The 26,797-nt window shown below is 45.2% G+C and carries 26 protein-coding genes; 2 read left to right on the top strand and 24 right to left on the bottom strand.

The annotated features are described in order from the left end of the window. Window positions 1–88: 88 nt before the first annotated feature. Together GFS24_RS12935 and GFS24_RS12940 are read right to left on the bottom strand one after the other, a co-directional pair. Window positions 89–2,407: a M1 family metallopeptidase gene (locus GFS24_RS12935; RefSeq protein WP_253906441.1), complete on the bottom strand. Its 2,319-nt coding sequence runs from the start codon at window positions 2,405–2,407 to the stop codon at window positions 89–91. 24 nt (window positions 2,408–2,431) lie between these two features. Beyond that, complete coding sequence (locus tag GFS24_RS12940; RefSeq protein WP_153659971.1) at window positions 2,432–3,022, bottom strand: HupE/UreJ family protein; 591 nt, start codon at window positions 3,020–3,022, stop codon at window positions 2,432–2,434. A 66-nt stretch (window positions 3,023–3,088) separates the two neighbouring features. On the opposite strand from GFS24_RS12940, the gene GFS24_RS12945 reads away from it, so the two are divergent. Then, window positions 3,089–3,562 (top strand): DUF6702 family protein, encoded by a 474-nt coding sequence (locus tag GFS24_RS12945; protein ID WP_153659972.1) that lies wholly within the window; start codon window positions 3,089–3,091, stop codon window positions 3,560–3,562. Between the two features lie 16 nt (window positions 3,563–3,578). Then, window positions 3,579–4,187, top strand: a complete 609-nt coding sequence (locus tag GFS24_RS12950; protein WP_153659973.1) for a Pr6Pr family membrane protein — start codon at window positions 3,579–3,581, stop codon at window positions 4,185–4,187. Window positions 4,188–4,198: 11 nt separating this feature from the next. Here the strand turns inward: GFS24_RS12950 and GFS24_RS12955 are convergent, their stop codons facing one another. Genes GFS24_RS12955 through GFS24_RS13060 form a run of 22 tightly spaced genes read right to left on the bottom strand, consistent with a single transcriptional unit; the run spans window position 4,199 to window position 26,790 of the window. Next, window positions 4,199–5,377, bottom strand: coding sequence for a hypothetical protein (locus GFS24_RS12955; protein WP_153659974.1), 1,179 nt, complete (start codon window positions 5,375–5,377; stop codon window positions 4,199–4,201). A 31-nt stretch (window positions 5,378–5,408) separates the two neighbouring features. After that, window positions 5,409–6,401 (bottom strand): S9 family peptidase, encoded by a 993-nt coding sequence (locus GFS24_RS12960; protein ID WP_153659975.1) that lies wholly within the window; start codon window positions 6,399–6,401, stop codon window positions 5,409–5,411. Window positions 6,402–6,440: 39 nt separating this feature from the next. Further along, a complete protein-coding gene (locus GFS24_RS12965; RefSeq protein ID WP_153659976.1) occupies window positions 6,441–7,730 on the bottom strand; it encodes a phenylacetate--CoA ligase family protein in 1,290 nt (429 codons plus the stop codon). A 10-nt stretch (window positions 7,731–7,740) separates the two neighbouring features. Then, window positions 7,741–8,112, bottom strand: a complete 372-nt coding sequence (acpS, locus tag GFS24_RS12970) for a holo-ACP synthase (RefSeq protein WP_153659977.1) — start codon at window positions 8,110–8,112, stop codon at window positions 7,741–7,743. Next, window positions 8,100–9,770, bottom strand: a complete 1,671-nt coding sequence (locus GFS24_RS12975) for a C45 family peptidase (protein ID WP_153659978.1) — start codon at window positions 9,768–9,770, stop codon at window positions 8,100–8,102. The genes acpS and GFS24_RS12975 overlap by 13 nt, the downstream gene beginning before the upstream one ends. 1 nt (window position 9,771) lies before the next feature. After that, complete coding sequence (locus tag GFS24_RS12980) at window positions 9,772–11,280, bottom strand: NAD(P)/FAD-dependent oxidoreductase (protein ID WP_153659979.1); 1,509 nt, start codon at window positions 11,278–11,280, stop codon at window positions 9,772–9,774. Next, a complete protein-coding gene (locus GFS24_RS12985; RefSeq protein ID WP_153659980.1) occupies window positions 11,273–15,130 on the bottom strand; it encodes a trifunctional MMPL family transporter/lysophospholipid acyltransferase/class I SAM-dependent methyltransferase in 3,858 nt (1,285 codons plus the stop codon). Before GFS24_RS12985 ends, GFS24_RS12980 begins: the two co-directional genes overlap by 8 nt. Window positions 15,131–15,137: 7 nt before the next feature. Beyond that, window positions 15,138–16,334, bottom strand: a complete 1,197-nt coding sequence (locus GFS24_RS12990; protein WP_153659981.1) for a DUF2062 domain-containing protein — start codon at window positions 16,332–16,334, stop codon at window positions 15,138–15,140. Window positions 16,335–16,337: 3 nt separating this feature from the next. Beyond that, window positions 16,338–16,700 (bottom strand): 3-hydroxyacyl-ACP dehydratase, encoded by a 363-nt coding sequence (locus tag GFS24_RS12995; protein ID WP_153659982.1) that lies wholly within the window; start codon window positions 16,698–16,700, stop codon window positions 16,338–16,340. After that, window positions 16,700–17,326, bottom strand: a complete 627-nt coding sequence (locus GFS24_RS13000; RefSeq protein ID WP_153659983.1) for a hypothetical protein — start codon at window positions 17,324–17,326, stop codon at window positions 16,700–16,702. The genes GFS24_RS12995 and GFS24_RS13000 overlap by 1 nt, the downstream gene beginning before the upstream one ends. After that, window positions 17,304–17,933 carry an outer membrane lipoprotein carrier protein LolA gene (locus GFS24_RS13005; protein WP_153659984.1) on the bottom strand — a complete coding sequence of 210 codons (630 nt, stop codon included), beginning with the start codon at window positions 17,931–17,933 and terminating at the stop codon, window positions 17,304–17,306. The genes GFS24_RS13000 and GFS24_RS13005 overlap by 23 nt, the downstream gene beginning before the upstream one ends. Continuing rightward, on the bottom strand, window positions 17,926–18,705 hold the full coding sequence (locus tag GFS24_RS13010) for a polysaccharide deacetylase family protein (protein WP_153659985.1): 780 nt from the start codon (window positions 18,703–18,705) through the stop codon (window positions 17,926–17,928). The genes GFS24_RS13005 and GFS24_RS13010 overlap by 8 nt, the downstream gene beginning before the upstream one ends. Next, window positions 18,699–19,706: a beta-ketoacyl synthase chain length factor gene (locus tag GFS24_RS13015; RefSeq protein ID WP_153659986.1), complete on the bottom strand. Its 1,008-nt coding sequence runs from the start codon at window positions 19,704–19,706 to the stop codon at window positions 18,699–18,701. Before GFS24_RS13015 ends, GFS24_RS13010 begins: the two co-directional genes overlap by 7 nt. A gap of 8 nt (window positions 19,707–19,714) precedes the next feature. Further along, window positions 19,715–20,905: a beta-ketoacyl synthase gene (locus tag GFS24_RS13020; protein ID WP_153659987.1), complete on the bottom strand. Its 1,191-nt coding sequence runs from the start codon at window positions 20,903–20,905 to the stop codon at window positions 19,715–19,717. Further along, on the bottom strand, window positions 20,902–21,165 hold the full coding sequence (locus tag GFS24_RS13025; protein ID WP_153659988.1) for a phosphopantetheine-binding protein: 264 nt from the start codon (window positions 21,163–21,165) through the stop codon (window positions 20,902–20,904). Before GFS24_RS13025 ends, GFS24_RS13020 begins: the two co-directional genes overlap by 4 nt. Before the next feature lie 6 nt (window positions 21,166–21,171). After that, entirely contained in the window at window positions 21,172–21,786 is a 615-nt protein-coding gene (locus GFS24_RS13030; protein WP_153659989.1) for a hypothetical protein, read from the bottom strand. Beyond that, window positions 21,779–23,029 carry an NAD(P)/FAD-dependent oxidoreductase gene (locus tag GFS24_RS13035; RefSeq protein ID WP_153659990.1) on the bottom strand — a complete coding sequence of 417 codons (1,251 nt, stop codon included), beginning with the start codon at window positions 23,027–23,029 and terminating at the stop codon, window positions 21,779–21,781. The genes GFS24_RS13030 and GFS24_RS13035 overlap by 8 nt, the downstream gene beginning before the upstream one ends. A gap of 18 nt (window positions 23,030–23,047) precedes the next feature. Beyond that, window positions 23,048–24,115, bottom strand: a complete 1,068-nt coding sequence (locus GFS24_RS13040; RefSeq protein WP_153659991.1) for a class I SAM-dependent methyltransferase — start codon at window positions 24,113–24,115, stop codon at window positions 23,048–23,050. A 22-nt stretch (window positions 24,116–24,137) separates the two neighbouring features. After that, window positions 24,138–25,250 (bottom strand): beta-ketoacyl synthase, encoded by a 1,113-nt coding sequence (locus tag GFS24_RS13045; protein WP_153659992.1) that lies wholly within the window; start codon window positions 25,248–25,250, stop codon window positions 24,138–24,140. Further along, on the bottom strand, window positions 25,247–25,672 hold the full coding sequence (locus GFS24_RS13050) for a thioesterase family protein (protein ID WP_153659993.1): 426 nt from the start codon (window positions 25,670–25,672) through the stop codon (window positions 25,247–25,249). The genes GFS24_RS13045 and GFS24_RS13050 overlap by 4 nt, the downstream gene beginning before the upstream one ends. Window positions 25,673–25,696: 24 nt before the next feature. After that, window positions 25,697–26,353 carry a hypothetical protein gene (locus GFS24_RS13055; protein ID WP_153659994.1) on the bottom strand — a complete coding sequence of 219 codons (657 nt, stop codon included), beginning with the start codon at window positions 26,351–26,353 and terminating at the stop codon, window positions 25,697–25,699. Between the two features lie 14 nt (window positions 26,354–26,367). Beyond that, window positions 26,368–26,790, bottom strand: a complete 423-nt coding sequence (locus GFS24_RS13060; RefSeq protein WP_153659995.1) for a 3-hydroxyacyl-ACP dehydratase — start codon at window positions 26,788–26,790, stop codon at window positions 26,368–26,370. Window positions 26,791–26,797 lie beyond the last annotated feature (7 nt).

A 26,797-nucleotide genomic window follows, 5' to 3' on the forward strand; every position in this document is an offset into this window, starting at 1 on the left:
TAAGTCGGTGTTTTATGAGTGCAGGATCCTTCTTTTTCGAGAAGGATTTTCTTACTGCCTGGCCTTTTGCATGGGCGGAGTTTTTTTCTTACTGCCTGGCCCTTTGCATCGGATTACCATCATTATTGGTTCCCCGTACCGGCCTATCACCTTTGAATAATTCAAACTTAGAAGGAATAGCCTGGCGTGGCCAGTAGTTATTCGTTTCTTCAATATCTGCGGTTTCCCGGTATGGGTCTAAACGCACAGATACTACCTGCTTGTCTTTTGCGAAAACCTTGGTTACTTTATCTTCATTCAACCGCCATATATATGCGGAGATGCGATCTACTTCTTTGGTGCCATCCGCAAACGTCCATTCAATGATCAATGGCATGACGTTGCCGCCCTGGTTGGAAAAGGTTAGTTCGTAGAAATTCTTTTTGCTTTCGTACAAACGTTTTTCATCCGGGGTGAGCGATGCCTGCATTTTGCTGTACGCTTCTGTTTGATCTGGTGTTACAGCATAACGTTCCCATTTATTGTAGAAGTCCAGCAGGCTGGTATCTTGTTCTACTGCGAATTTTACGCCTTTCTCGCGGTTACGGGTTTTGGAAATGTGTGTTTGTTTTTGCAGTGCTTCGCCTTCTGCTAATTTGTTTTCAATAGCGGGATTTTTTGAATCCATGCGGTACCATTTCACGCTATCCAAAGAAATATCTACCGGCTCAATACCAAAGAACCATCCGCGCCAGAACCAATCCAGGTCTACTGCAGAAGCATCTTCCATGGTGCGGAACAGATCTGAAGGAGTGGGATGTTTGAATGCCCAGCGGCGTGCATATTCTTTGAATGCATAATCAAATAATTCGCGACCCATTACTGTTTCGCGTAAAATATTTAAGGCTGTGGCCGGTTTTGCATAAGCGTTAGGACCAAACATCACGATGTTCTCTGAATTGCTCATGATCGGTTCCAGCTGATCTTTGGGCAGCTTCATGTAATCTACGATCTTGGCAGCAGGGCCACGCTGGGAAGGGTAATTGTTGTCCCACTCCTGCTCTGCGAGGAACTGGCAGAAGGTATTCAGTCCTTCGTCCATCCATGTCCATTGACGTTCATCTGAATTCACGATCATGGGGAAGAAGTTATGCCCCACTTCATGAATGATCACACCGATCATGCCATATTTAGTAGCCTCTGAATAAGTACCGTCTTTCTCTGCGCGGCCATAGTTAAAGCAGATCATCGGGTATTCCATACCGTTAGCAGCTTCTACTGAAATAGCTACGGGGTATGGATAACTGATGGTATGTTTAGAATATACTTTTAGCGTATGCGCTACTACTTTAGTTGAATACTTGCGATATAAGGGATAAGCTTCCGGGCCATAATAACTCATGGCCATTACTTTCTTTCCTTCCACATTGGTAGCCAGCGCATCCCATACAAGGCGACGGGAAGAGGTCCATGCAAAGTCGCGCACGTTCTCTGCTTCAAATACCCAGGTTTTTTTATTGGTGGATTTGCCTTTCATGGCCTGCTGTGCTTCTGCGAGTGTAACGATCTCTACCGGTTCTTTGGCAGACTGTGCCTGTTGCCAGCGTTGGAATTGTGCTGGTGTGAGCATCTCTTTATAGTTGCGGCATTCTCCGGTTCCACCTACTACGTGGTCTGCGGGCACGGTCATCTTCACTTTGAAATTACCGAAGGTGAGTGCGAACTCTCCCCTGCCGGTGAATTGTTTGTTCTGCCAGCCCTGGAAATCCGAATACACTGCAAGGCGCGGATACCATTGTGCCATGGTATAGAGGCTGTTCTGATCTTCGGCGAAATATTCATAACCACCACGGCCGCCAATGGTCATGCGGTTGGAAATTTTATACCACCAGTCTACATTCAGGCGGATCTTTTCTCCGGGCATCATGGTCTTTGGCAGCTCTATCCGCATCATGGTCTGATTGATGGTATAGGTGAGTGCGTTACCGGTTGCGTCTGTTACTTTGAGGATATTTACACCATAACCCGGCTCCATTCCCATGATGCCATTGATAGCGCGGGAACTCATCTTATCCGTCATTTTACTTCCGTTAAAGCTGTTGTTATCGCTTTTAGGATCGTGTTCGTTTTCATCTAACTGCAGCCAGATGTAAGTGAGCGGGTCAGGAGAGTTGTTGTAATAAGTAATGGTTTCTGAACCGTTGAGGCGTTGCTGCGGTTCATCTATTTCCGCGGCGATCTCATAATCTGCGCGTTGCTGCCAGTATTTTGGACCTGGAATGCCGGATGCGGAACGATACATGTTCGGGTCCGCGAGCAAATAGCCTAATTGCTCAAAACGGTTGCCATGATTAGAACCATGGTCCTGTGCGCGTAACAGCATTGGAGCTACTGTGAGCAGACAGAGGAATAATTTTTGCTTCATCATAATCGATTCAGATTTGATCTATATCTACGGGTTCATTAATGTTCCTAAACGTTCCAGGCTCATCATAAAAGCTATTCCAAAAATAGCGGCGGAAATGAACACAGTCCATTCCCTTCTTTTTACGCCTGATAAATTCACAATGATCTGTGCCAGCAGCAGGATCACACCTACAATGATCAGCTGTCCGAATTCCAGTCCCAGGTTAAATGCCAGCAAAGGCTGGATAATATTGGTCTGGGAGCCGAGCATGCTTCTCAGGTAGTTGGAGAAACCCATGCCATGGATGAGGCCGAAGAACAGGGCAAAGAAATAATTCAGTTGTACGGTATTTGCTTCTTCTGTTCTTCTGAACACATTACTTAAAGCGGTGATCACAATGGTGACAGGGATCAGGAATTCTATCAGTGAGGTATTTACTTTGATCACATGCAATACACTTAATGCGAGTGTAATGGAATGACCTATTGTAAATGCCGTTACCAGTATCAGCACTTTTTTCCAGTCCTTCATCAGGTAAACGGCGCATAATGCCATCACAAATAAAATATGATCGTACCCCTTTAAATCGACGATATGTTGCCAGCCTTCCTGAAAATACAAGCTGAACTCCTGCATGGCTTAGATTTTTGTAACTTCGTAATGATAAGGATGCTAAATTAAAATATAAAATATTTGGGTCAAATGGGGCTATTATTATGCAAATGGTTAATTTTTCTGCATCCGTTTTATCTGAGCGTGACGGAGATCAGGCACAATGCGGATCACAAAACGCTGGAAATCAGCTGCCGGATCTTTGCGGACGACCTGGAGAATACACTCAAAAAGCAGTCTCACACTACTTTTGATATCATCAAACCACAAAACCGTGCTACCGTAGATTCTTTGATCTCCCGGTATATAGCGAAGCATTTGCAGATCACGGTGGATGGGAAGGTTTTGGCCCCTCGTTACCTGGGCTATAAAATAGAAGAAGAAGCGGCCTGGTGTTTCCTGGAAGTTTCAGGTGTGGCCACCGTTAAGAAGCTGGATCTGAAGGATGATATACTGTATGAACAACATGAATCCCAGAGCCACATGATCCACGTGATCGTTCATGATAAAAGGCAGAGTACCAAGCTGGATAATCCTAAAGCGAATGCAAGTTTTGGGTTTTAATATTATCTTAGTACAGATGAAAACTTACCTATCTATAATGGCCATTCTGGGCTGGTTTGCATTGATTGCCCAATACTACCTTCATATTTCCCTCGGAATTACTCCTCCCGGGGAAGCCACTATCCGGTTCTTCAGCTATTTTACGATACTTACCAATATCATGGTAGCGCTTTGCTGTACCATGACCCTGCTGCGGCCAGGGACGTTCTTTTCCAAGCCCGCTACATTCACAGCCCTTACTGTTTACATCGTTATTGTAGGGATCATATATAACCTCATCCTGCGCTTTACATGGCAGCCGCAGGGATTGCAGCGCATAGTAGATGAACTGCTGCATTTAGTGATCCCGCTGCTCTTTTTCGTTTACTGGTTGCTGTTTGTTCCGAAGGATACACTGAAATGGAATTCCTTACTGCCATGGCTGATCTATCCGTTGGTATACATCGTGTATGTATTCATCCGGGGCTCTTTTTCCGGATTCTATCCTTATCCTTTCCTGGATGTTTCAGCGATCGGTATTTCAAAGGCGCTGATCAATTCAATCGGCATTGCTGCTTTATTTATTGGCATGAGCCTCTTCTTTATTGCCTGGGGGAAATGGAGAAGCAGGAAAGCGATTGACTAAATGCGTTCCGCTTACTTTTTCTTTTTCAGTTCCTTTATTTCCTTTTGTTGTTCTGCAATAATTGCATCCTGAGCAGCCAGCTTTTTATTGATCTCTATCAGATATAAGGTCAATTCTTCTATTTTCTGCATTTGCTTCTGCTGCATATCCCCAAGGTCCAGGCCATTCTCTTTTATTTCCGCGGCAGATGGTATTCCGGGAAGATGTTTGTTAGACCTGATGTGTGCTTCGATCTCCGCCAGTGTCGGCAAAACATATGCAGGCTCAAATACAAAATCCGCCCAGGGCAGTACCCCTGTAACCTTTACTTTTCTTGCTCCTATTGTACCTTCCACTGCCAGTTTATAAGGCCCCGGTGCAGTTGTTCCTATCCCAACATTGTTTGTATTGGCTTTTATGCAGAGTGCCGTGTTGGTAGCGCTGGGATTATCATGTGCCCAGATCATGATATCCTTTGTAACACCTGTCCCCTGCTGGGTAGACATTATTGCAACCGAAGGAAGCGGGGCGGCCCATGTTGAATTTGCAATACCAAACAAAGCCGATCCTGAATTACCAATGTCTCCCTTTTCATATGCTTCAAATATACCGGAGATGCTGGCTGTGTTAGATGCAAGGGGCTTTAGCCTGACAGTTGTATTTTCACCATCCGTTTCGTTTACTAACATTCCGCTGTATCTGACAGAACCATTTACATCCAAACGTGCTTGCGGATTTGATAAACCCATACCAATATTCCCATACGAGGATATGTTGAAAACGGCGGTCAGCGGCACATTACTTGTTGCTTCATGACCCGTCCAGATAGAAAAATTATTATACGTTTCCCCGCTGCCAAAAGTGAGTGCCCATGACTGGCGGTATGCGTTGGTTGGTTGAATATTCCTGGACGTTGGCTTTCCATTACCATCAAGTGTTGGATTAATATTCGTACCAAAAATACCCGTGAATATACCTGTGATCTCTTTTTCTGTTTGTTCATGTGATCCGATGGTCAGCCAATCATAATCAGGGCCTGTTCCGAATTGCCTTCTAAATAACTGATTTCCGTTATAGATTGTCAGTTTCTCAGAGGGGGTTAATGTACCAATACCTACATTTCCCGTAGAATCGAGTTTATTCTGGGCTAAGGTGGTAACATTCAACAGTAAGGTGGCGGCGAATAATAACTTCGGGAATTTTGCGGGCATAGGGTTCCTTTTTCCCAAATATATATAATAATTAAAATAGTAATGGCTTGTTAACACCTTTATAATGCAGCACTTTGTCTATGAATTCGTAGGCTTCCTGTCTTTCTTTTGGCGGGAAATCATGCCCGGCATCCGGGTATCTTACCTGCAATTTATCTGATGCCTTGAGGTCTTTGTAGGCCTTCGTGATATACACCATTCCCTTTTCTACTCCTTTCACATCAAAATTAGCATCCTTCAGTGGAGAGTTGTTGAAGAAGGGCCGTGGTGCCAGGTATGCGATGAGTTCGTCAAAATCAAAAGGAATCTCCTTCAACTCATACTTATCGCGGATCAGGGGCATATAACGTGTCTGCGCCCATGGGCCTAATCTGCCACCGAATTTTTTGGATGCTTCTTCCCCGATATTATAATAATCCATTAACGTCCAGCTGGAGCTGGCTACAATTACTTTGATGCGGGGATCAAATGCTGCCACAAAGATCGCATTATGACCTCCCAGGGAATGACCGATCACGCCGATGCGGTTGGGATCTACTTCTGGTCTTGATTGTAACAGATCTATACAGCGGATATGATCAAAGATGCCTTTCATGGTCCCGGATACATACCTGTCTTTTTCAAAGTCGTAGTCCTTCATATCTCCGAAAGTGGGATAGTCTGGTGCAATCACTACATAACCGCGCTGTGCCAGTTCTTTGGCGTAAGCCCTGTTAGGTTTAGTGCTAATGCCGCTTAAGACCATTTTGCCTAAGGGATCTGTACCATGCAACACCAGCATGCCGGGGAGTTTTCCTTTTTTATGCGGGATGTACAGGAGAGCCGGTAAGATCTCATTTTCCGCTACGGTGAAATTGATGGTGTAACGGGTGTGGTCTTCTTCTACGAGGCTGTCTGTTATTTTTACGTTGAACGCAGTATGGTTATTTTTCGGTAACGGTCCCATTACCAGTTCCATTTTCTGCAGAACCTGCGCTCTGGCGATGCCGGAGAGGAATATGAGTGCAATAAGGATCTTTTTCATATATGCTAATATATGAAAAATGTGTACGTTACCGTAATTTTATCGGTTATCTACAAATTTCACCGGTTTCCGGCTGCCTTCGGGGAATTGCATTTTGAGGATATCCTGCATGCTGGCGTATTTCACCTGGGGGATCACCCGGAGTTTGGCTTGCAGGTAGGATTTTATCTTCCTGTCGGTTTCCTCGGATTCCTCTACCGGGCTGAGATGGAGTAAGATCTCGTCTGTACCTATTTCGTTGGAAAACACTTCTACAATGAATTCCTTCACATCCTCCATTTCACTTAACAGGTCATATAATGCAGGTGGGTATAAAGTAGTGCCTTTGTATTTGATCATTTGCTTGCGGCGGCCGATCACAGGAGATAAACGGACTGTCTGACGACCACATTTGCAAGGCTCTTCGTAATACTGGCAGATATCGCCTGTTTTGTAACGCAGCAGTGGCATGGCTTCCACCCCTAATGTAGTGATGGTTACTTCACCGGGTGTGCCGGGCGGTACGGGCTGATCCTGTTCATCCAGTAATTCAACAATGAGTAATTCCGGATGATGATGGCCCCCCTGCCCTGCTTTACATTCTGTAAACGCAGTTTGCATTTCGGTGGAAGCGTAGGTAGAAAAGAGCTGGATGTTCCATTTATCCGTGATCTTTTTGCCCAGTACATTGTAGGAGAAATCAACATTGCGGATGTTCTCTCCTATACATACTGCTTTTTTGATGGAAGAAGCATTGATATCAATGCCATGTTCTTCCGCAAATGCCATCAGTTTTAATATGAAAGAGGGTACGGCTACAATAGTAGTTGGTTGAATGCGTTCGATGTTTTCCCATTGCAGGGAAGGCACGCCAGGACCAACTCTCAGCACACCGGCACCTAATTTCCGGATGCCGGAATAATAGGCCATGCCGGCCATGAATTGCCTGTCCAGTGTAAGCATTAACTGGTAGATATCTTCATCTGTACCACCGGCGCAGCTGAAAGAAATGTATTCATTATAAGTAAGCCTGGTCAGGTCTTTCTCCGTTAAGGGAATGATCACGGGTTTGCCGAGTGTACCGGAGGTAGTGGTGTATTCTGCAATCTTCCCTTTATCTACACATAAGAAATCCCAGTTACGTTGTTGCAGGTCTTCTTTGCCAACAGTGGGAATATTGCGCAGATCAGCAATGGTGCGGATCTTGTCTGTATTCACGTTATGTTTGGAAAACCATTCCTTATAAAAAGGAGAGAACTGCCGAAGGTATCCCAACAGGTGTTGCAGTTCCTTTTCCTGGAACTGTTGGATCAAAGCGGCAGATTGCAATTCTATATCTGGTATGTACATAAATGCTTTATTACAGGATCACCACAGTTGCCATAGCTACTGATTTTACATGCGACAAGGATACGAAAACCTGTTTAATGTTCATGCCTGCTAACTGGTTAGCGGCATTGCCGATCAGGTAGAGGTCAGGTTTTCCGGCTTCGTTGTTCCTGATCTCAATTTCATTAAAATGGATACCGCTTCCACCCCATCCGGTGCCCAATGCTTTCAGGAAAGCTTCTTTGGCAGCGAAGCGGGCAGCGTAACTTTCATATTTATGCGTTTGCTTTTCACAATAGGCGATCTCCAGCGGTGAAAACACCAGCTCCCGGAATCCCTGCCCCTTTTCCATTTTGGCAGCTATCCGGTCTACTTCTATGATATCTGTTCCTATTCCTTGCATAACTTAATACGCTGCAAAATATGATCTTTCTCTGCTTTTGTGGCTATTTCACGTAATAATGCTTCCTTGTAGTAAGGCAAGGCTGCTTTGTAATCCTTCTTATTAAACAGGTAATCTCCGGCCAGCACGTATGTATGATAATAATTTGGATTATCTGTTATCAGGCGTTTCACATCTATCGGCTGCTTATCCATGAAAGCCGCTTTCAGTTTCCTGAAATCTACAAATCTTTTGTAATCGGCTGTGAGCAGGAAACTATCGGCGGGAATGATCAATGCGCTATCACAAATCTCCTGACCGGCTTTAATCCCTTTCATGGCCAGGATCTTCTTCAGATCATACGCCACAAATTCCCCTAACTGCCAGGGCGCTGTAGATACCCATACTTTCAGCTGTTTAGGCTCAAATACGATGGAATGATGTGCGATGAGCTGATTCACTGCCTTTTCATTCCCCATGCCTATATCGGCATCTTTGAGTCCTTTCTGATCTCTCAGGATAGCAATTGTTTTGGCAACGCTATTCTTTCCGTTGCGTTGCAGTAATTCCTGCAAACGTTCGTACCTGTATGGAGAGGCACTTTCTGCCAGTTGTTGCTTATTAGGATCAGAAGCACCCAGTGTTTTACTCTGGAAGTGATTAGCACAGGAGATCTCGTTGCCTTTGGGATCATAGAGCGCGAGTTCTCCGGGTGTTTTCTCAATGAGCGCTGCGCGGTTATCATTGGCAGAACCGATCAGGAATGATTCCGATACGAACATCTTCCTTTTATGTGCAATGGCGTATGCTTCTTCTATGTTCTTGGCGTATTGCAATATTTCCCTTGCCACTAAAGATACGGGAGTGGCGGAACCGGAAGGCATGCTGGATTTTGCGGCATTGATGGTAACAGTTAATCCCTGTTCGTTCATACCGGATACTACGCCTGTAAATCCTGCCCAGGTCACCATCATGAAACCATATCCTTTATCCGGCCTGTAAAATGCCACGATCTTGTCTTCCGCAAATTTATCGCCTACATAGAAATCAAAGTTCCTGCCAATGATGAGGCTACTGTCCTCCGACTTATCATTCCAGGTACCGAAAGAGGTACAACCCACCAGTGCCATGTTTTGCAGGGCATGCCCGATATCATGTGCCGCATGATAGTTCATGATGCGCTGATAATTGGAGCCGATGAATTCATATTTTTTGGAAGCAGCGAAAGACACACCGTAGATCTCTTCTTTATATTCTTCCGGTACATTCTTATCCATGTTCCGGTTGAACCAGCCGATCAGGTACTTGAGAAAGTGCTGGTACATTTTGGAAGGCACCAGTTTACTGATCTGTTCCGTAAAATGATCTTCCTGCCGCTGTACCAGTTCTTCTGACAGTTTACCATATACAACGCCCCGCTCAAAGGGTTTGCCTTCCACATACATTTCATATAAACCACTGCGGCTCTTGCGGAACCAGCTGTTGTTCAACGTGAAGGTGGTGGAATCCAACTGCGTGCGTTGCCATTGCAGGCTGCTCTTATCTGCAATCTCCGGCGGGAACATCCTTGCTACGCTGTATAAATAGATAAAGAGCGCTAGTATCAGCAACACGAAAAAGCCTACTATATATAGCAAGCCTTTCCAAACCCTTCTCCATATCTTTTTTCCTCTGGTCATATTAAGCCTCTCTGATATCGTGTAATAATTTCTCCATATCCAGTAATTCCGAGCAGGTTACCACAGAGCTCATACTCACGCCGAGGATACCATGCATATTGAGATTCTGCCCGGTGAGGAACAGGTTGTCTAATTTCGTACGGGCAGAAATGAAGGTGCGGAACGGATCGTTGCAGTCCTTCAATACACCGTACATGGAACCATCATCTGTTCCGATATAGTCACGGAAAGAAAGCGGTGTGGCCACGTAATAAGATTGTATACATTGACGCAGTACAGGGAAACGTTTTTCTACCATATCCAGCAGCTTTTCCGCTCTGTCTGCTTTATAGGTTTCGTAATCCTGCCCGCGGTCATTTACGTTGGCTACCGTATTGAATGTACCTATCCATGGCTCTACATCTTTGATGTTCATGTACGTCATGATGGAAAGGCCATTGGCAAAACGATCATCCTTTGGATTGGGAGAAGCGAACATGGCATAACCGGTGGGCCATGATTCATGTGTGTATTCGTGACCGCCCCATACGCTGTCTATTCCGCAATAGTAATAGTTGTAATTGATGTGCGGGAACATACCGGGTTTTAATACCGCATTCACCATGAGGGTGGAATTACCATTCTCCAGGTTCTGGATACGGTTGCGGTATGCCTGGCGGATCACATCACTTTCCAGCATATCCAGTGTATTGGAAGGATGCGCGTTGGAGATGTAATGTTTTGCTGTATAACGTACTCCCTCTGCTGTTTCCACATACTGCACTTCTTTTCCTTCTGCCACGATCCTTTTTACATCCTGGTATTTCAGCAGTACGCCATCGTGATCTGTGATCACCCGTGCCAGCCATTTCCCGATCTGGGAGCCGCCGTTCACACATTTCCAGGAGCTTTCTATATAACTGTTCAATACCAGTGCATGCACATACATGGGTGTTTTGCTTTCCACGCCTGCATATAATGGATTGTTACCAGCCAGTACCTGTGTAAGTTTCTTGTTAGTGCTGAGGCTGTTGATATAATCTGCTGCATTGATGCTCAGTACAGATTCCTTTTCATCAAAACCGCCTGTCCGCAGGTTATAGAGAGGGAACTTGCTACAGATATGCTGTAACGTATCGCAATATTCGCGCAGTGCTTTTTCTTCATCGGGGAAGTCTTTCAGTAATCCCTGGATGAATGGTTCATAACCCTGCGCCATTTTATACTCCTTGGGATCATCAGAAAAAGCGATCCGGTCAAAACAGTCCGCATCCAGTTTCTTCAGGCTAAGCTTATCCATGATGCCCAGATATTTAAAGATCTGGTAAAGGTTCTGACCTGGTTCAAGACCACCTACATAGTGAACACCGGAATCGAAAATTGTTTTATCCCTGCTGAATGTTTGCAGACAGCCGCCTATCTGTTTGTTTTTTTCCAGTACGCACACTTTGTAGCCGTTCTTACTTAGAATTGCACCGCAGACCAAGCCGCCCAGGCCACTACCAATGATCACTACATCATAATTATGCATAATGCTCGCTTAATGAATGTTTGATGATAAAAATAACGTTTGATGTATATTTTGTGTTGTCAATTTGCTCAATCGTTGCGCCATTCCGTTGTACAATACCTCGGATAGTGGAAGAAGAAAAGAAAGATAAGGGTTTATCACCGGTTTTATTGAATCCGAGCAAACGGGTGCTGAACAGTTCCGTCATCTTTGTGCCCTCATGGCGTTTCCCCAGATCTGCATCTCCGTCCCGTACAATGATAATCCCACCGGGATTCAGCTTGCTGATACACTGCTGTAACAGCTGTTCCTGTGCATCCGGCTGCAGGTAATGCAGTACGTCCAGGATCACAAAGGCATCCTGGTTTTCCAGTTTGTATTTTGTGATATCTGCTGCTTCAAACTGTACCATTTCATTGCGGATGTAAGAGTGCTGCGCAGTGGCAATTTTATCTTCGTCATAATCTACGCCCAGGATCTGGCGGTTGGGTGCGCGGAAATGCAGCATGTAACTCATAAAACCATATCCGCAGCCAATGTCCATGATCTTCCCTTCTTTTGGTAACAGTTCATGGAAGAGGGCATAGTTGTTTTCCAGTTTTGTTTTGATACGCATGTACCATTCCAATACCGGGCCTTTATAAATATACTGGTAGACCAGCTGTTCCCTGTAATAATCCGGCCCTTCAATTTTATTCCGCATCTCCTCATATTCCTGTTTGAAATACTTGCTCACCAGTTTGGTACGGGTACTGTAATTATCTCCCCAGCGTTTATCATCCGGTTTGATGCGGGGCAGGTATTTCATAGTGATGATGCCGTTCTTTAGGAGGAAATCTCCTTTGGACATGGTATATGCTGTTCCGTGGATCACGGCAGGCAGGATATCTATGTTTAACTCCTGTGCTAAATAGAAAGCACCTTTGTGGAACCTTTTGATACTGGCATCTGTGGAACGGGTACCTTCCGGATACACCACAATAGAATAACCATTATTTACCCTGTCCCTTAACTTTTCAATACTGGCTTCCGCTCCTTCTGCCACGGGATAATAATCTGCCATCCTTACGGCGTAGCCAAATAAAGGAGAGTTGTATACCCATTCATTGGTTAGCAAAATTACGTTCGGATGCATGGAAGTGGACATCAGGATATCCAGGAAAGACTGGTGGTTGCTGATGATCACGGCTGGTTTCTTAAAGTCCTCTCCGTGTTCATTGACCGTCCTTTTCCGGATATTGCCCATGATGTGCAGCAGGCTCCAGGTAAAGAAGGATAATATCTTATGATAGATCTTCTTGCCCTTTTCAATATTGAAGGGATTGATCCGGGTGAGGATTATCCCTGCTCCGGTAAGCAATAAAGCCCCCGTAGCATAATAACCAAATGCAAACATGGAAAGGCTCCAGCTCTTCATTGTCCATGGCGGACGTTGGCCTTTCTTTACACGGTTGGTGATGAGCCAGTTAAAGAGGAAGGGGATCAATACCTGTGATGTGACTACCACGCAGGTGATACCGATCACGGCAATCAACGCGATAGACCTTAGCGAAGGGTGTTTCGCAAAGATCAGTACACCCAGACCCAGTATGGTTGTTATCGCAGAAAAGATAATAGAAGATTTGAACGATGGAAGATGTTTACTGCCGGTTTTGTATTCCTGCTGTAAACCGTCCATGGTAAATATGCTGTAGTCATCTCCTAATCCAAATATGAAAGTAGAGAGGATGATGTTCACGATGTTGAAAGGGATACCAAACAATCCCATAATCCCCAGAATCCATACCCAACTGATCAGCATGGGGATGAAGGTGATCAGGGCCAGTTCTATACGACCATAGGATAATAATAAAGCAGCGAACACTAATAAAGAAGTCATCCATGCGATGGTGTTGAACTCTTCTTTAATGATCTCTACTAAGCGGTTAGCAGTATATTGTTTATCGAAGATCACAGTGTGCTCGCGACCATCCAGTGCTGCATATACTTCTTTCTTCCTGGCCGGATCAACTTTCAGCAGGCTGATCACGGAGGCAGTGTTCTTTTTGATAGTTACAAAATCACTGACCAGATCTGCCTGTAATAGTTCTGACTGTTCTGGTGAAATGATTGCGTATTTATTACTGATCAGCTTTTTAAAAGGTTCAAATGCAGCCGGTTTGAATTTGTACTGCTCTCCTTCTTTCTGGAGCAGTGCGAATAATTGTTGCTGCTTCTCTGCTGTCCAGTATGCTTCCCAGCGGGCGATACGTTTTGCCTGTTCTGCCTGGGAGAATAGCAGACTTGCGGGGGAGAGGACTTTTTTTACAGCACCGCTATCGATGAGGGTTTGTAACGCAGGTGCTGTTGTTTCTCTATTGGTTAGTGCTTCATTTAACGTCTTTCCTTCTGATACGAGGTACACAGATTGTGCAGCATAAGCGTATAACTTATTCAGCTTCGCTTCCGACTTCTGCAAACGTTCCGTCATGAAGTTCATGCGCATCATGTCGCTTTCAAAGGTCACGTTGCGGGCAGTGAAGAAGAAAATAACCGTTAATCCAAGGATGCCCCACACCAGGTACTTATTACGTTCCGGGCGGTAGTTGGATAATTTATCTATCCAGTTGTTATGTGCTACTGTTGGGGTTTGTTTACCTAAAACTATAAAATGTGGTAAAAAAATTAACGAAAATAAAGCAGCGCCGATAAGGCAGAAAGCGGCAAAGAAACCCACATCCTGCAACATGGGAGATTTCACAAATTGCAGGCAGAGGAAACCACCTACTGTAGTGAAACTGCCCACGGTCATGGGCATGGCCAGGTCTTTGATCACCAGCCTGATATCCGGCAGATGCCGGTAGTGATTGAAAACATGCAGGGAATAATTCACAGCAATGCCCAACACTACACAACCTGCTCCCAGTGCGATCACAGAGATAGAACCTTTGAGCAGGTATACCATCGCTACAGAGAACAAAGCACCGAATACTACAGGTAACATCACTAATAAAGGCGCACGTTTTTTCTTAAAGAAAAAAGCGATGAGTATTATTAATAAGATCACCGTGATGCCCTGCGTGAAATAAGTATCCTGGCGCAGCTGTTCTGCATTGCCTACGGATACTGCGGTAGCGCCGAAGTAACTGATCTCTGTGTGCGAGCTATTAACAGTATCGATTAATTTATCCAGCCCCGCCAGGAACACTTTGTTCTTCCCGGTTTCGTTAGGCGGATGTGCCGGTGTGATAAAGAGGATCAGGTTGCGATGGTCTTTACTCATCACATATCCTTCATACAATTCAAACTGGTCATCTACCTGCAAACGTTCCAGTTTCTTTACACCTAACCAGGAGATCCCTACAGGGTCCGCCTGGATCATTTGTTTAAAAACAAGGCCTGCCGGGGAGATCAGGGTATTATAATTGGACTGCATGGTTTGCTGCAAACGCTCCGGCATTATCAGGGAATCGATGCGTTTGTAGTCCTGCTCTTCTAAGAAAACAGGCAGATGATCCTGTACAGTATGCAGGAAATCCATCATCATGGCATCATCTGTTTGCGCATGGATGGTTTTGATGTCACTGCGCAGAGGTTCCAGACCATTGGTGAATGCCTGTGCTGTAGCTACCAGGCTATCTGGATCACCGGGGAGTGTGGTATCTTTCTGGGATACCATGATCACCAGTTTATCTGCAAACTTGGCGTTCAGTAAAAACTGCTGCAGCTGATCTATCTTTTTATCCTGCGGAAGGATGCGGGTGATATCTTCTTCCAGTTTGATACGGGAGGCCAGCAGCCCTGAAATGAGGAATGAGCAGAGCGTGAAAAGCCATAACAGCCATTTGCGTCCGTTAAAGAAATTGTAGATCGATATAAAAAAACTTCCCATCTCTGCTTTAAATTACTGCAGGCCTTTTTTTACGAAATGCGGCCAATAAAACATATGTGATCGCCCAGGCCAATATACCCGCCACTATGGCCAGCGTGATGCTGCCAGTAATGTATTGGTAGAGGTTCAGGTAAATGTCGTTCAGGTTAAGGTCTTTTTTAAAGAGCACCCAGGTAGCATCTTCTTTTACCCAGAAGCGGCCCATTAAAAAACTGAGGTAAACGATCACGGGGATGCAGGGCGGGATGCTGATATTGGCCGCCACGATCACCAATGCCCTGTTTAAACGGAACAGCGTAGCCAATGCCAGCGCTGCCAGCATCTGGAAACCCCAGATAGGTATAATACCCATGAATACGCCAAATCCGATAGACAATGCTTTGCGGCTGGTGCTTTCTTCTTTATTGAATAAATGCTCCTGCAACATTTTCTTAAAGTTCCCTTTTGTGAAAATGAACTTCACGAAATTGCGCGGGTGGATATATGCTAATGCAATAGTTACCAGCACCGTGTTCAATACACCAATGCGGGAGAAATCCTTGAACGGCCTGAAATGAGAAACCCTTTCTTCCGCCGGCGGATAATATACTTTCACCGGTGCGGGTAAAACTTTGATCCCTCTCCAGGAGGATTTTACCATCACCTCTATTTCAAATTCATACTTGTTACAGAAAAACTTCATCCCCTTCATGGCATGCAAAGGATACAGGCGGAAGCCGGATTGTGTATCCGGTAATTTCAATCCTGTTTCCACATAGAACCAGAAGTTGGAGAACTTATTGGCGAAGGTATTTTTACCGGGCATGTTCTCCTGTTGCAGGTTCCTTGCACCAATAATGATCGCGTTGGGTTCTTCCTCTACCTTTTTTAAGAACACTGGAAGATCATCAGGAAAGTGCTGCCCATCTGCATCAATCGTAATGGCATAATCATAACCCTGCGCTATGGCATATTTAAAACCTGTGCGCAAGGCAATACCTTTCCCTTTATTAGGGGTATAGGACACAACAGCCACCTGTGGAAACTGTTCCAGGATCTGCGCGGTCTGATCCGTTGAACCATCATTCACCACGATCACGTGGCTGGTGTAGGTCAATACCTCCGTTACAACTTTGCCCAGTGTGCCGGCATTGTTATACGTAGGGATCAGCACACAGATCTTTCTGGCGATGAATTGCTGGTCGTATGTAGGAGTCTGTGCCATGTTTTATTTAAAGAGCCCCTGGAATTTCAGGAACACCATTGCTTCATGTTTTATCACAGCAGTAGCTTTGATCCCTTCTTCCACGGTGGAATAGGTGATCTCTACATTTACCTGCGGCTGCTGTACCGGGTCTATCATGTTCAGGAATTTCATGCTCGCCGCTTTCTGGATGAGCAGGTTTTTACCTACCACGCCAGACACCAGTTCCTGCACGATCTGCATCATGCACACACCAGGTACGATAGGCTGATTGGGAAAATGGCCTTCGAAAATAGGATGGGCCGCATTCAGCGCAATAGTGGTATGAACGGATTGTGCATCCGGTTGCTGTTGCGTAACGATAGTATAGAATTTTCCTGCTAACATTATTTTTCCACGCGTTGTGATGAAATGTTGAATTTTACTTTTTTATGTTGTACGAAGATCGAGTCCGGTACCCCATTTGTATAATGCGTTAAAAACACTTCCACCACCGGTTTGCGGCGGGAGCCGTTTTCTACGCGTACCAGCTCTGAACAATCTTTGCTGGTGATATAATAGATCTTTCCTTTCGTCAATTTAAAGGCGGTGTACCGCTCTGTTCCATTCGTGAATATCTCTGCTGTTACAGGGTCCTGCCGCATTAATACCATTTCGAAATCCTTGCGTAACGTTTTCACCACTGCTTTTTTATCCATCTTCGGCAGCATGTAATGTTTGGTGAAGGAACCGTCCTTTCCGAATTCGAAATCAAAGAACTTCAGGCCCATTTCACTGGCAAATACTACCCGCATGCTGCTGTCTTCCATTGGTTTGAATAACAGCAGGCCGCTCAGATGATGTTGCAGGATATCTACCTGTGTGCTGTACAATACCGTTTTATTGATCTTTGGCTGGAAGCGTTTTATGCAGGCAGCGTCTCCTTCCGTTCTTTGCAGGGAGCGGTAGGCGGAGTTGCAGCTTACGCAGCATAACAACAGTGCTATTAAGCTATTTAAGTGCAAAGATCTCATCTGATATGGGTACGTTCAATTCACGTTGAGTAAAGCTAATATTGGTATCGTCTCCGGAACGTTCATGCATGGTGATCTTCACTACCGCCAGGTCTTTCTTTTCTACCAGCAGGTCTATGGAGGAAAAGAAATCCTTCAGTCCTTTTGCTACGGGTGTCATTTGTACCTGGTAGTATTGGGTGTTCTCCAATACTTTGGTTACGAAATCTTTGTTGTTGAGCACGTTGCCCTGTACACAGTCCGCCGTTACTTTGCTGATCTGTTCAAAGAGTTTGCTGCCGCTGGTGGAGATGTTCCTGTCCGTTTTCGCATCTTTTATGCGGAAGGACTTTCCATTGATCACCATCAGGTAATAGCTGGGTGCGGAGTATTCCATCCGTACTTTATTCTCTTTCTTGAACCAGAATTTTCCTTTGCTCACGATTTTTTCAGAGAGCATGCTTAAGTTCTTTTCCTGCACAAAATCACTCTTGATGGTATTGGTGGTTTGTGCCGCTTTCATAAACTGCTGTTCAAACTGTTCCAGGTTAGCAACCGGCTTAAAACCAGTTTGTGCACTGGTGTTCAGTGCAACAAAGCAACAGCATAACAATATCCAACTACGCATAAGCGGGTACATTTAATAGTTCATCAATTCGCTTAAAGGCGAAACCTCTCTCCTTCATTTCCTTTATCAATGCCGGCAGTATTTTTACAGTAATGGCACAGGTATCATGGAAGAGGAAGATATCTCCCGGCTGTACGTCCTTAGTTACTTTGGCCAGTAATTTCGCTTCGTCTTTTATTACAGTGTCCATAGAACGGATGCTCCATCCTACAGAGATATATTTACCATGGGAAAGTGCTCTTTCCAGCATGGGATTGGTCACTCCATATGGTGGCCTGAATAAGCGGGGTTTTAACCCGGTAGCGTCTGTTATAGCCTGATCCGCCATATCAAGATCGTTTTCCATTTTCTTTGCCGGATACAGGTCAAACAGGGCATGATGGGAATAAGTATGATTACCGATCAGGTGTCCTTCTTCATGGATCTGTTTTAACAATCCAGGCGCTTTTTCAACGCGGTGGCCGATGCAAAAAAAAGCAGCCGGCACGTTGTGCTGCTGCAGGATCTCTAATATCTGCGGGGTATAATTTTCCATAGGGCCATCATCAAAAGACAAGGCGACTATTTTCTCCTGTGTTTGTGCTTTGCATTTTACTTCGAAATAAAAATTCGAATTCACCTGTGTGGAACCCCAGATCAGGAATGCTATTGATACACCCAGTATCAGGAATACAGGCCATATAGGGGTCGCAGGCAGCCACAACTTCTTCATGAAGACCAGCACAATGATAGCCACCCAGCATACGGACCATATCACACGGTACTTTAGCATGCGCTTACCAGTATTAGTGAGTGATGCGTAGTATTCTGATGATTCCAGATCAGGATCCTCTTTACTTTTGAAGGTGCATTCCCTTTTACCATAATGGCGGGCGGCACTTGTTGCTTTTTCAATATCCCTGTAACCATCCACAAAGCAAAAGCAGCAGCAGTAGGAAACTCCCCACACAGGTGTTTAAACTTTGCCACCGGCTGCGTAGCAAACAGGTCAGCTTCTATCGCTTCATAATAACTATCATCCCCTCCATTCCTTCCGGTGATCAGCAGATCAATATCTGAAGGCTGCAAACCATTCCTGTTCAGGAACTTTTCTATGTGAGAACCTGTTTCTTCTTTGGAAGCAGGTTTGTATAACATCTCAACGGCAGTTAATTCCGCCTGCGATTGTTCATCTTTTTCTGCACCTAATACAAAGAACGATGCTCCTTCTCCTGCAGCTACGCCATTCTTATACAAACCAAAACGGGAAAGGATAGTATGACTGTAATCCGTGATCTCTTCCACAGCACCTGCCAGCACTTTGCGGGAGGTATCCTCTTCCAGGAAAAGCAAACTATCCTGCAACGCGTTCTCTAAAGAAAAAGCGCCATGCACAAAAGTATTATTGTAAGCGTGGCAGCCCAGCAGCAAAGCTATCTGGCCTCCAACGGTATTATGCGTACTTTGAATAAATGCGGTAGGTGTGAGCATATCTTCCTGCTGTGTGACCAGCTTGTTGAGGAATACACCTGTATCAGCAAGGCAACCATAAGCAGTGCCCATGATAATGGCATCGGGCATTTTCACACCGGCATCCTGCAAACTGATATGCGAAGCAGCCACCCCCATCTTGATCACACGGCCCATGCGGCGGATCTGTTTGATATCGATCCATTGCTTGTAATCAGGGTCCGCTACAGGCAAACGGTCTCCTTCATACTCCCGGATCGTTTCCGGGAATATGCTGCTATCCTGAGCGGATACACAACCGGTGCCCTGTATATATGCTTTCATCTTTAGTGCTACTTTGAAAAAACAAGGCTGGAACAATTCCCGCCAAATCCGAATGAATTAGACATCACATGCGTTAGTACATTACCACGGGAGAAAGTAGTGACCGGTTTAAACGGCAACTCTTTCATCTGTGTAGTGAACTGCGCATTCGGATAAATGATGCCTTCTTTTAAAGCAAATGCAGCAAACACTGCTTCAATGCCACCACTCGCTCCTAATGTATGCCCCGTGAAACTCTTGGTAGAGCTCAACGGAGGAAAAGCAGGTGCGAACAATCTTTCTATCGCTAATCCTTCCGAACTGTCATTGTTCTGTGTACCGGTACCATGCAGATTGATATAATCAATATCTGCGGGTTCCAGTGCTGCCATACTGAGCGCTCCCTGCATGGCTTTATAATTCCCTATCCCTTCCGGCGATGAAGCCGTTTGATGATAGGCATCATTTGCATTCGCGAAACCACTTAGCTTACACCAGGGTTTTACTTTCTCTGCTACGGCATCAGACACCAATACCACATAACCCGCGCCCTCACCAAGGTTCAGACCGGTACGGGTATCATCGAAAGGCCGGCATTTCTGCTGATCCAGGATCATCAGGGTGTTGAAACCATTGAGCGTAAAACGCGTCAATGCATCTGTACCTCCTGCTATCACTACATCCAGCATACCACTTCTGATCATACGTGCGCCATACATCAATGCATTGGCGGCAGAAGAACAGGCGGTACTGATAGTGGATACATGATGGCGGATACCTAAAGCGTCCGCTACCAGTTCCGTTACGCTGCCACATTCATGATGCACTACTTCTTTCAGGCGGCCCTTTTTAGGGTCTGCGAGAAATGCTTCCATGAAGTGTTCCGTTTTATCCATCCCTCCTACTGTATTGGCAGAAACCAATCCGGTACGATACTGTTTTAATTCACCGATACCGGAAGATTGAATAGCTTCCTTTGCAGCGATCATACTGAGCAATGCGGTTCTGCTCCAATGTGCGGGCATACCGGCACGTTCAGCCAGGGTTTCATTATCTGCCTTCACTTCCACAACGGGGAAAGTTTGGGCATGCACAGAATGCAGGTGTTCCATCGTGGCCATTCCCGGTTGCATTTTTTCAAATGCATCCAGGCAGGCACCGAGGTTTTCCCCGATACCACAGATCACGCCACCACCTGCTATCCACACACCTTTACTCATGCAGTTTTGCTTTTTTCTGCGGTGATATATTCTGCCATAGTGCGTACAGAATAAAAGATATTCGGACCATCTTCCGGATTGGCAATACGGATACCATGGTGTTGTTGTAATAACACGATCAGTTCCAAAGCATCAATCGAATCCAGTCCCAGTCCTTCTTTAAACAAAGGCTGGTCATTCCCGATCTCTTCCGGTTTTACTTCCTGCAAATTCAATTGCTGAATGATCTGGGCTTTCAGATCTGCCATCAACTTTTCCATATAAAATTATAAGTACAATTTTCTAATGCTCTCCGCGGTGAAGGAAACACCTAAACCACGGTTATTCTTTTCAATGAGATACAATGCAGCGTCGTAGGTGATATGGTATTGCTCTACCCAACCACAGATGCAGGCGTTTATGGCGCCGGTATCCAGTAACTGTTGCACGTATCCTGTTATAAATTCAATATCAAATGTTTCCGCTACAAAAAAAGCGTTCTCCCCTTTCAGCTTATGCCGGATACTGATCTCTCCTATTACAATGTTAGGGAGCGTGTATACGAATAAAGCAGGGCTCGCAATTTCCCGTACGGTTTCAAAATAACGTTCGTCTGTATCCAGGCTACTGCTGGTATTTGCCAGCACCACACCGGTTTCTTCCGGTGCATATGTTTCCATCGGCATATCCTGCAACAAAACTTCCGTGGCTATCCAGCCCAGTTTACTGAGCAGGTCCATCTTGTGGAACTTCGGATACTGACCACTGAAGCGGTCGTACAGGCCACGCAGGAATTCAGGCAAAGCAGTATCTGCTTCCGTTAATACTTCCACACCATTCTTCACTACCGTATTATTACGGATGATGCAGCTGGACGTGATATATGTATTTGCGTTACTCACCCGGTGTATTTAACTTCTCTGTCAGTTCGATCAGGCGGGCCAGTCTTTTCAGCGCTTCCTCATGGTTCTTCACATAAGGATTGCTTTGATCCCACACATAACCTGCCAGTACAGAACAGATCTGGGCTTTGATCACAGGGTCCGGATTTTTGCTGAAGAAAATGGTATCCAGTGTTCCTTCATACCATGCCATTACGTAGGAACGGAATACGTTCACACCCTGCATGGTAGGTTCCATATAATCTTTTTCCCAATCCACTTCTTCTCCCTGTAATTTTTTGATCACCAGCTTGGCAGCCGTCTGGCTGGAAACTGTAGCCAAAGTTACGCCGGAAGAGAAGATCGGGTCCAGGAATTCTGTTACGTTTCCGGTGAGCACAAACCCATCACCATAGAATTTATCTGTAGTGGCAGACCATGCTTCCAGTACCCTTGGTTCAAATACAAAAGGTACATCCTTGAAACGTTCGCGGGTGTAAGGTTCTGCATCCAGCATGGCGCGGAACTGTTCTTCGTTCGTGCCTTTATATTGATCGTGGAAACCATGTTCTCCCACGAATCCTACAGATGTTACACCTGTAGAGAACGGGATGATCCAGATCCAAACGCCTTTTTTATGTACAACAGCTGTAATACGATTGGGCTCATCTGCCATAGAACGGCGGATGTCTTCTGTATGCGCAAACAACGCTTTCCGGGATTGCAGTACAGAAGGTTTATCCAAACCAAAAAGTTTGGGGATCACCCTGCCGTAACCACTGCCGTCTACGATAAAACGTGCTTCGATCTGTTTTTTATTGCCGTGGATATCTTCTGTGGTTGTGATGGAATCAGAACCATTGAATTTAATGTCTGTTACGGTTGTTTCATATTCTACCGGAACACCCATTTTCTCTACGGTATCTGCGAGTGTTTTATCAAAATCAGCTCTTTGCACCTGCCATGTCCATGTCCAGCCGGGTGTATGCTGCTCTTCAAAAGTGAAGTCGCACACCGCACCATTCTTTACGAACTTGGCGCCGAACTTTTTCTGGAAACCTCTTTCGGAAATGGCATCAATGAAACCGGCTTCCGTGAGCGCATCCATACAACGTGGCAACAGGCTTTCCCCGATCACAAACCGCGGGAATTTCAGCTTTTCTACAACCTTTACAGAATAGCCGGCCTTTTTAATAATGGATGCAGCAACGGATCCTGAAGGACCAGCGCCAATAACAAGTACATCCACTTTTTCAGTTTGCATACTATTGGGATTTTGAATTTATGCTTTAACACATCTTAACAAGGTATAACTCAACCCTACTTTGTTATTCTCCATTACTACTTCCAGGCCTGCGGCACGGATGCAATTGAAGAAATCATCGGTATGATACATCTGGCTGTTACCATTTGCAATGGCCGTGAAGTAGAGTGAAGTTTGCTGCAGGCAAAATGCGGCGGATTTGAATTGCTGTTTATTCCAGAAAGGTTCCAGGATAAAAATGCTGCCGCCATCATTCAATGCTTCCCTGCAACGGCGCAGGATGCTGATGATCTCTGCCTCTGAGAAACAATCCAGGAACTGGCTCATCCAGATCACATCAAAACCTTTCGCAAAGGGCAGACTTTCATCCAGGATGTTTGTTTCAAAATAAGAGATGCGGTCGCTTAAACCGGCCTCCGAAATATTCTTTTTAGCTAAGCCCACTTGTCCGGGAAGGTCCATGATGGTTACATGTACATCCGGGTTGTATTTAGCGCAGGCCATAGACCATTTGCCGGTGTTGCCGCCAATATCCAGCAGGGATTTGGGCTGCTGTTCAAAAACGATGGGTAATACGGAAGGGAAAGCAAGATCAGAATAATAGTGGTCGAAGTTGAACCAGCTGGTGCCAGCGGGTTCCGGCATAATGGAAAGCCCTTCGTAAATAGTGTTCCATGGGCCGAGTTCTTTCAAACCTACCGGTTTACCTTCTGTTAAACTATCCTGCAAATGATACATGGCTTTGTAACATACATCATGAGAGAAGTCCATATTGATGCGGGTAAGCGTGTCATGCAAAATGAAGTACCCTGTTTTGGTGAGGGTGTATTTTTTATCATTCACGATCAGCATTTCCAGTCCAAGACCAGCTTCCAGTAATACCCTGGCAGAATAACGGGAGAGTTTTACATGCTCCAGTATTCCTTCAATAGTGATGCCTTCCTGGCCGCTTTTGTCCACCACATCCAGGATGCCCAGATCACGGAGCGCCTTTGAAGCCTGGAAGGCGATGGGTGCAAATGCCAGCCAGAGTGCCTGTTCTTTTGCCTGTAATGCAGTTTTCGTTTCCTTGTTAAAAAAATCCATTGCTGATCTCGCTTTTAAAAATTTACAATTTCACTTTACTAAACACCATGGCTGCATTGCAACCGCCAAAACCGGAAGTGGTTTTGAGGTAATGCAGCATTGGCTTTTGTGTCAACTGATTGCTCAGTATCAAAGGCACGCTCACCCCGGGAGATTCATATCCTGCCGTGGGGATCACTACGCCGGCCTGCATGCTGTGCATGCCTATGATCGCTTCTATTAAACCAGCCGCACCCAGGGTGTGGCCGTAATAACCTTTGAGACTGTTCACCGGTACATTCTGTAAACCGGAAAGATGGAATGCTTTCGCTTCCATCTCATCGTTGTACAAAGTGGCGGTACCATGTGCAGATACAAAACCGATATCTTCCGGTAACAGGCCGCTTTGCTGAATGGCTTTTGTAATGGCGCCAGACAGCTCTTCGCCGGTACGGGAAGGTCCTGAAATATGATTGGCATCATTGCTGGAAGCGCCTTCGCCTAAACGAATCACTTCGCCTGCCGGCAATAATGATGTGTCCTTAGTTAAAATAACGGTGGCTGCACCCTCTCCTAAAGTGATCCCTTTACGGTTGGCATCAAAGGGTTTGCAGGGTGCATCGCTCACTGCCTGGAACGACTGGAAACCAGATAATACAAACTGTGTGAGTTCATCCGCACCGCATACTACTGCATGATCATACTGGCCGGAACGGATCATCCGTTGTGCTATCAGCAGGGCCAGTAAACCTGAGATGCAGGCATTGCTGATCACTACAGGTTTGTTTATTGCAGAAAAATAAGTTCCTATCTTATCTGCTGTGGCATATAATTGCATGGGCTGCAGCTGTGCTGTTTGCCCCTGTTCCATCAAAGCGATATTTCCCTTGGTGGTGGAAACAATAAAAGCAGTGCGTTTATCCTGCAGACTGATCTTTGTCTGTGATAAGGCCTCTGCTATGCTGCTGATGAGCAGCTGTTCAAATTTCGTATATCCCTCCTGTTTAAACTGATTGCCGGGGATAGCAGCTGCAAAATAACCTTCCGGCTGACGGCTGATGCCGCTTTCGCCTTTCAGCAAACGTTCAAAATTCGATTTCGAATCTGAACCGAGTGGTGAAATGATATTATCTGCCGCTACAAATACGTTCATCATATCAGTCCCCACTGTTTTTTCCATTCTGTAAAGAAGGGAGGTACTGTTAATTGTAAAGCTGATTCCTGTTTATCGAGGAACACCTGTACGGAAGAACCGGTGCATACTACTTCTTTAGTGGCAACATTGTAGAGGGTATATTCAAAACGCATCTTGGCAGCTTCGCAGGGAATATAGCGGGTTTCGATCAACACACTATCCCCGTAACGCAGTGAGCGTTTGTAATTACATTCCACATTCACGATGGGTACGGTGTACCCATGTTCAAAAATATCCAGATAACGCAACCTGTATTTACTGCCAAAGGCTTCCCTGCCGTCTTCGAAATACCGGATATAATGGCCGTGCCATACTATTCCCAAAGGATCTGCTTCATTAAACCGGATCAACACTTCAGCACTTTCGCTCAATACAGGTTGCATGTAAAGTTTTATACTAATGATGAATTATCCACCGTAAGTGGACTTCCAATCTTTATACTTCTTATCTTTTATTTCTTTGATAACATTGGCGAGACCACCGAGCCACACATTGTCTACAGTGAAACCGGTGAAACCAAAAGCGGATTTATTGAAAGCTCCTTCCACGCGATCTGTGAACAGTACTTTTTTGGATTTCATGTCTATCAGTGTTACGTACACAGACACTTCTCTTTTTGTTTTATTAATGCCTTCCATTACAAACAGGAGACCGATACCGGTTTTACCTGCGAAATCAAAACCGGATACAAGGGAGGTTACATCTTCCGGTTTCATTGTCTGATAATCATCTGAATTATCAGACAGGAGTTTATCAGGATCAATTTTGTCGTTACGTTTGTTTACGGGGCCAATATCTGTGCTTACTTCTTCTCTTTTACCGAATGCTTCAGCGAGGGGGAACTTCTTAGGCTCATTCACCAGTTTCTGGTTGAGGCTTCTGATCTTGTGGTCTACCACGTCATCCGTTTTCAGGCCGGCATCACCTATCACTTTTGTTTTGGTAAAATCAACACCCAGGTAGGTGATCTTTACGGATCTGTCGAATACATCTTTAGCAGTTTGCGCTTTCACAGCTGAAACGCTCAGAACCATTGCCAGCAGGGGCATTACTAATTGCTTCATATTCATTTTGTTTTTTATTTATTTTGGGACACAAAAATCTTCATATCGCATTCCGCCATCAGCTTGCCATTCTGCTTCACTGTTCCTTTGATAACGGTGGCATTAAATACTTCATGTTCTATCACTATTTCAGATTCCACGGTGGTACCAGCTGCGGGTAACTCTATAACGTGTAAATTCTGGATAGCCCCTATAAACCCTAACGGCACAGGTACATTATGTTGTTTGGCCAGATACCCTATACGCGCAGCAGCTGTCTGCGCAATGTTCTCTACCAACCCGGGCGCCATGAACAAACCATCCTGCACAAATACATTATCCGCCGCAATATCAAATTCCGTGCGGATGTTCTTTTCACCAGCTTCCATCAAACGACTGATCATCACGATCGGCGGACGTTGGGGTATGTATTCTGTAATATCTCCTGTATTGATCAATGTTCGG

Source organism: Chitinophaga sp. SYP-B3965, from assembly GCF_009647655.1.
Taxonomy (GTDB): domain Bacteria; phylum Bacteroidota; class Bacteroidia; order Chitinophagales; family Chitinophagaceae; genus Chitinophaga.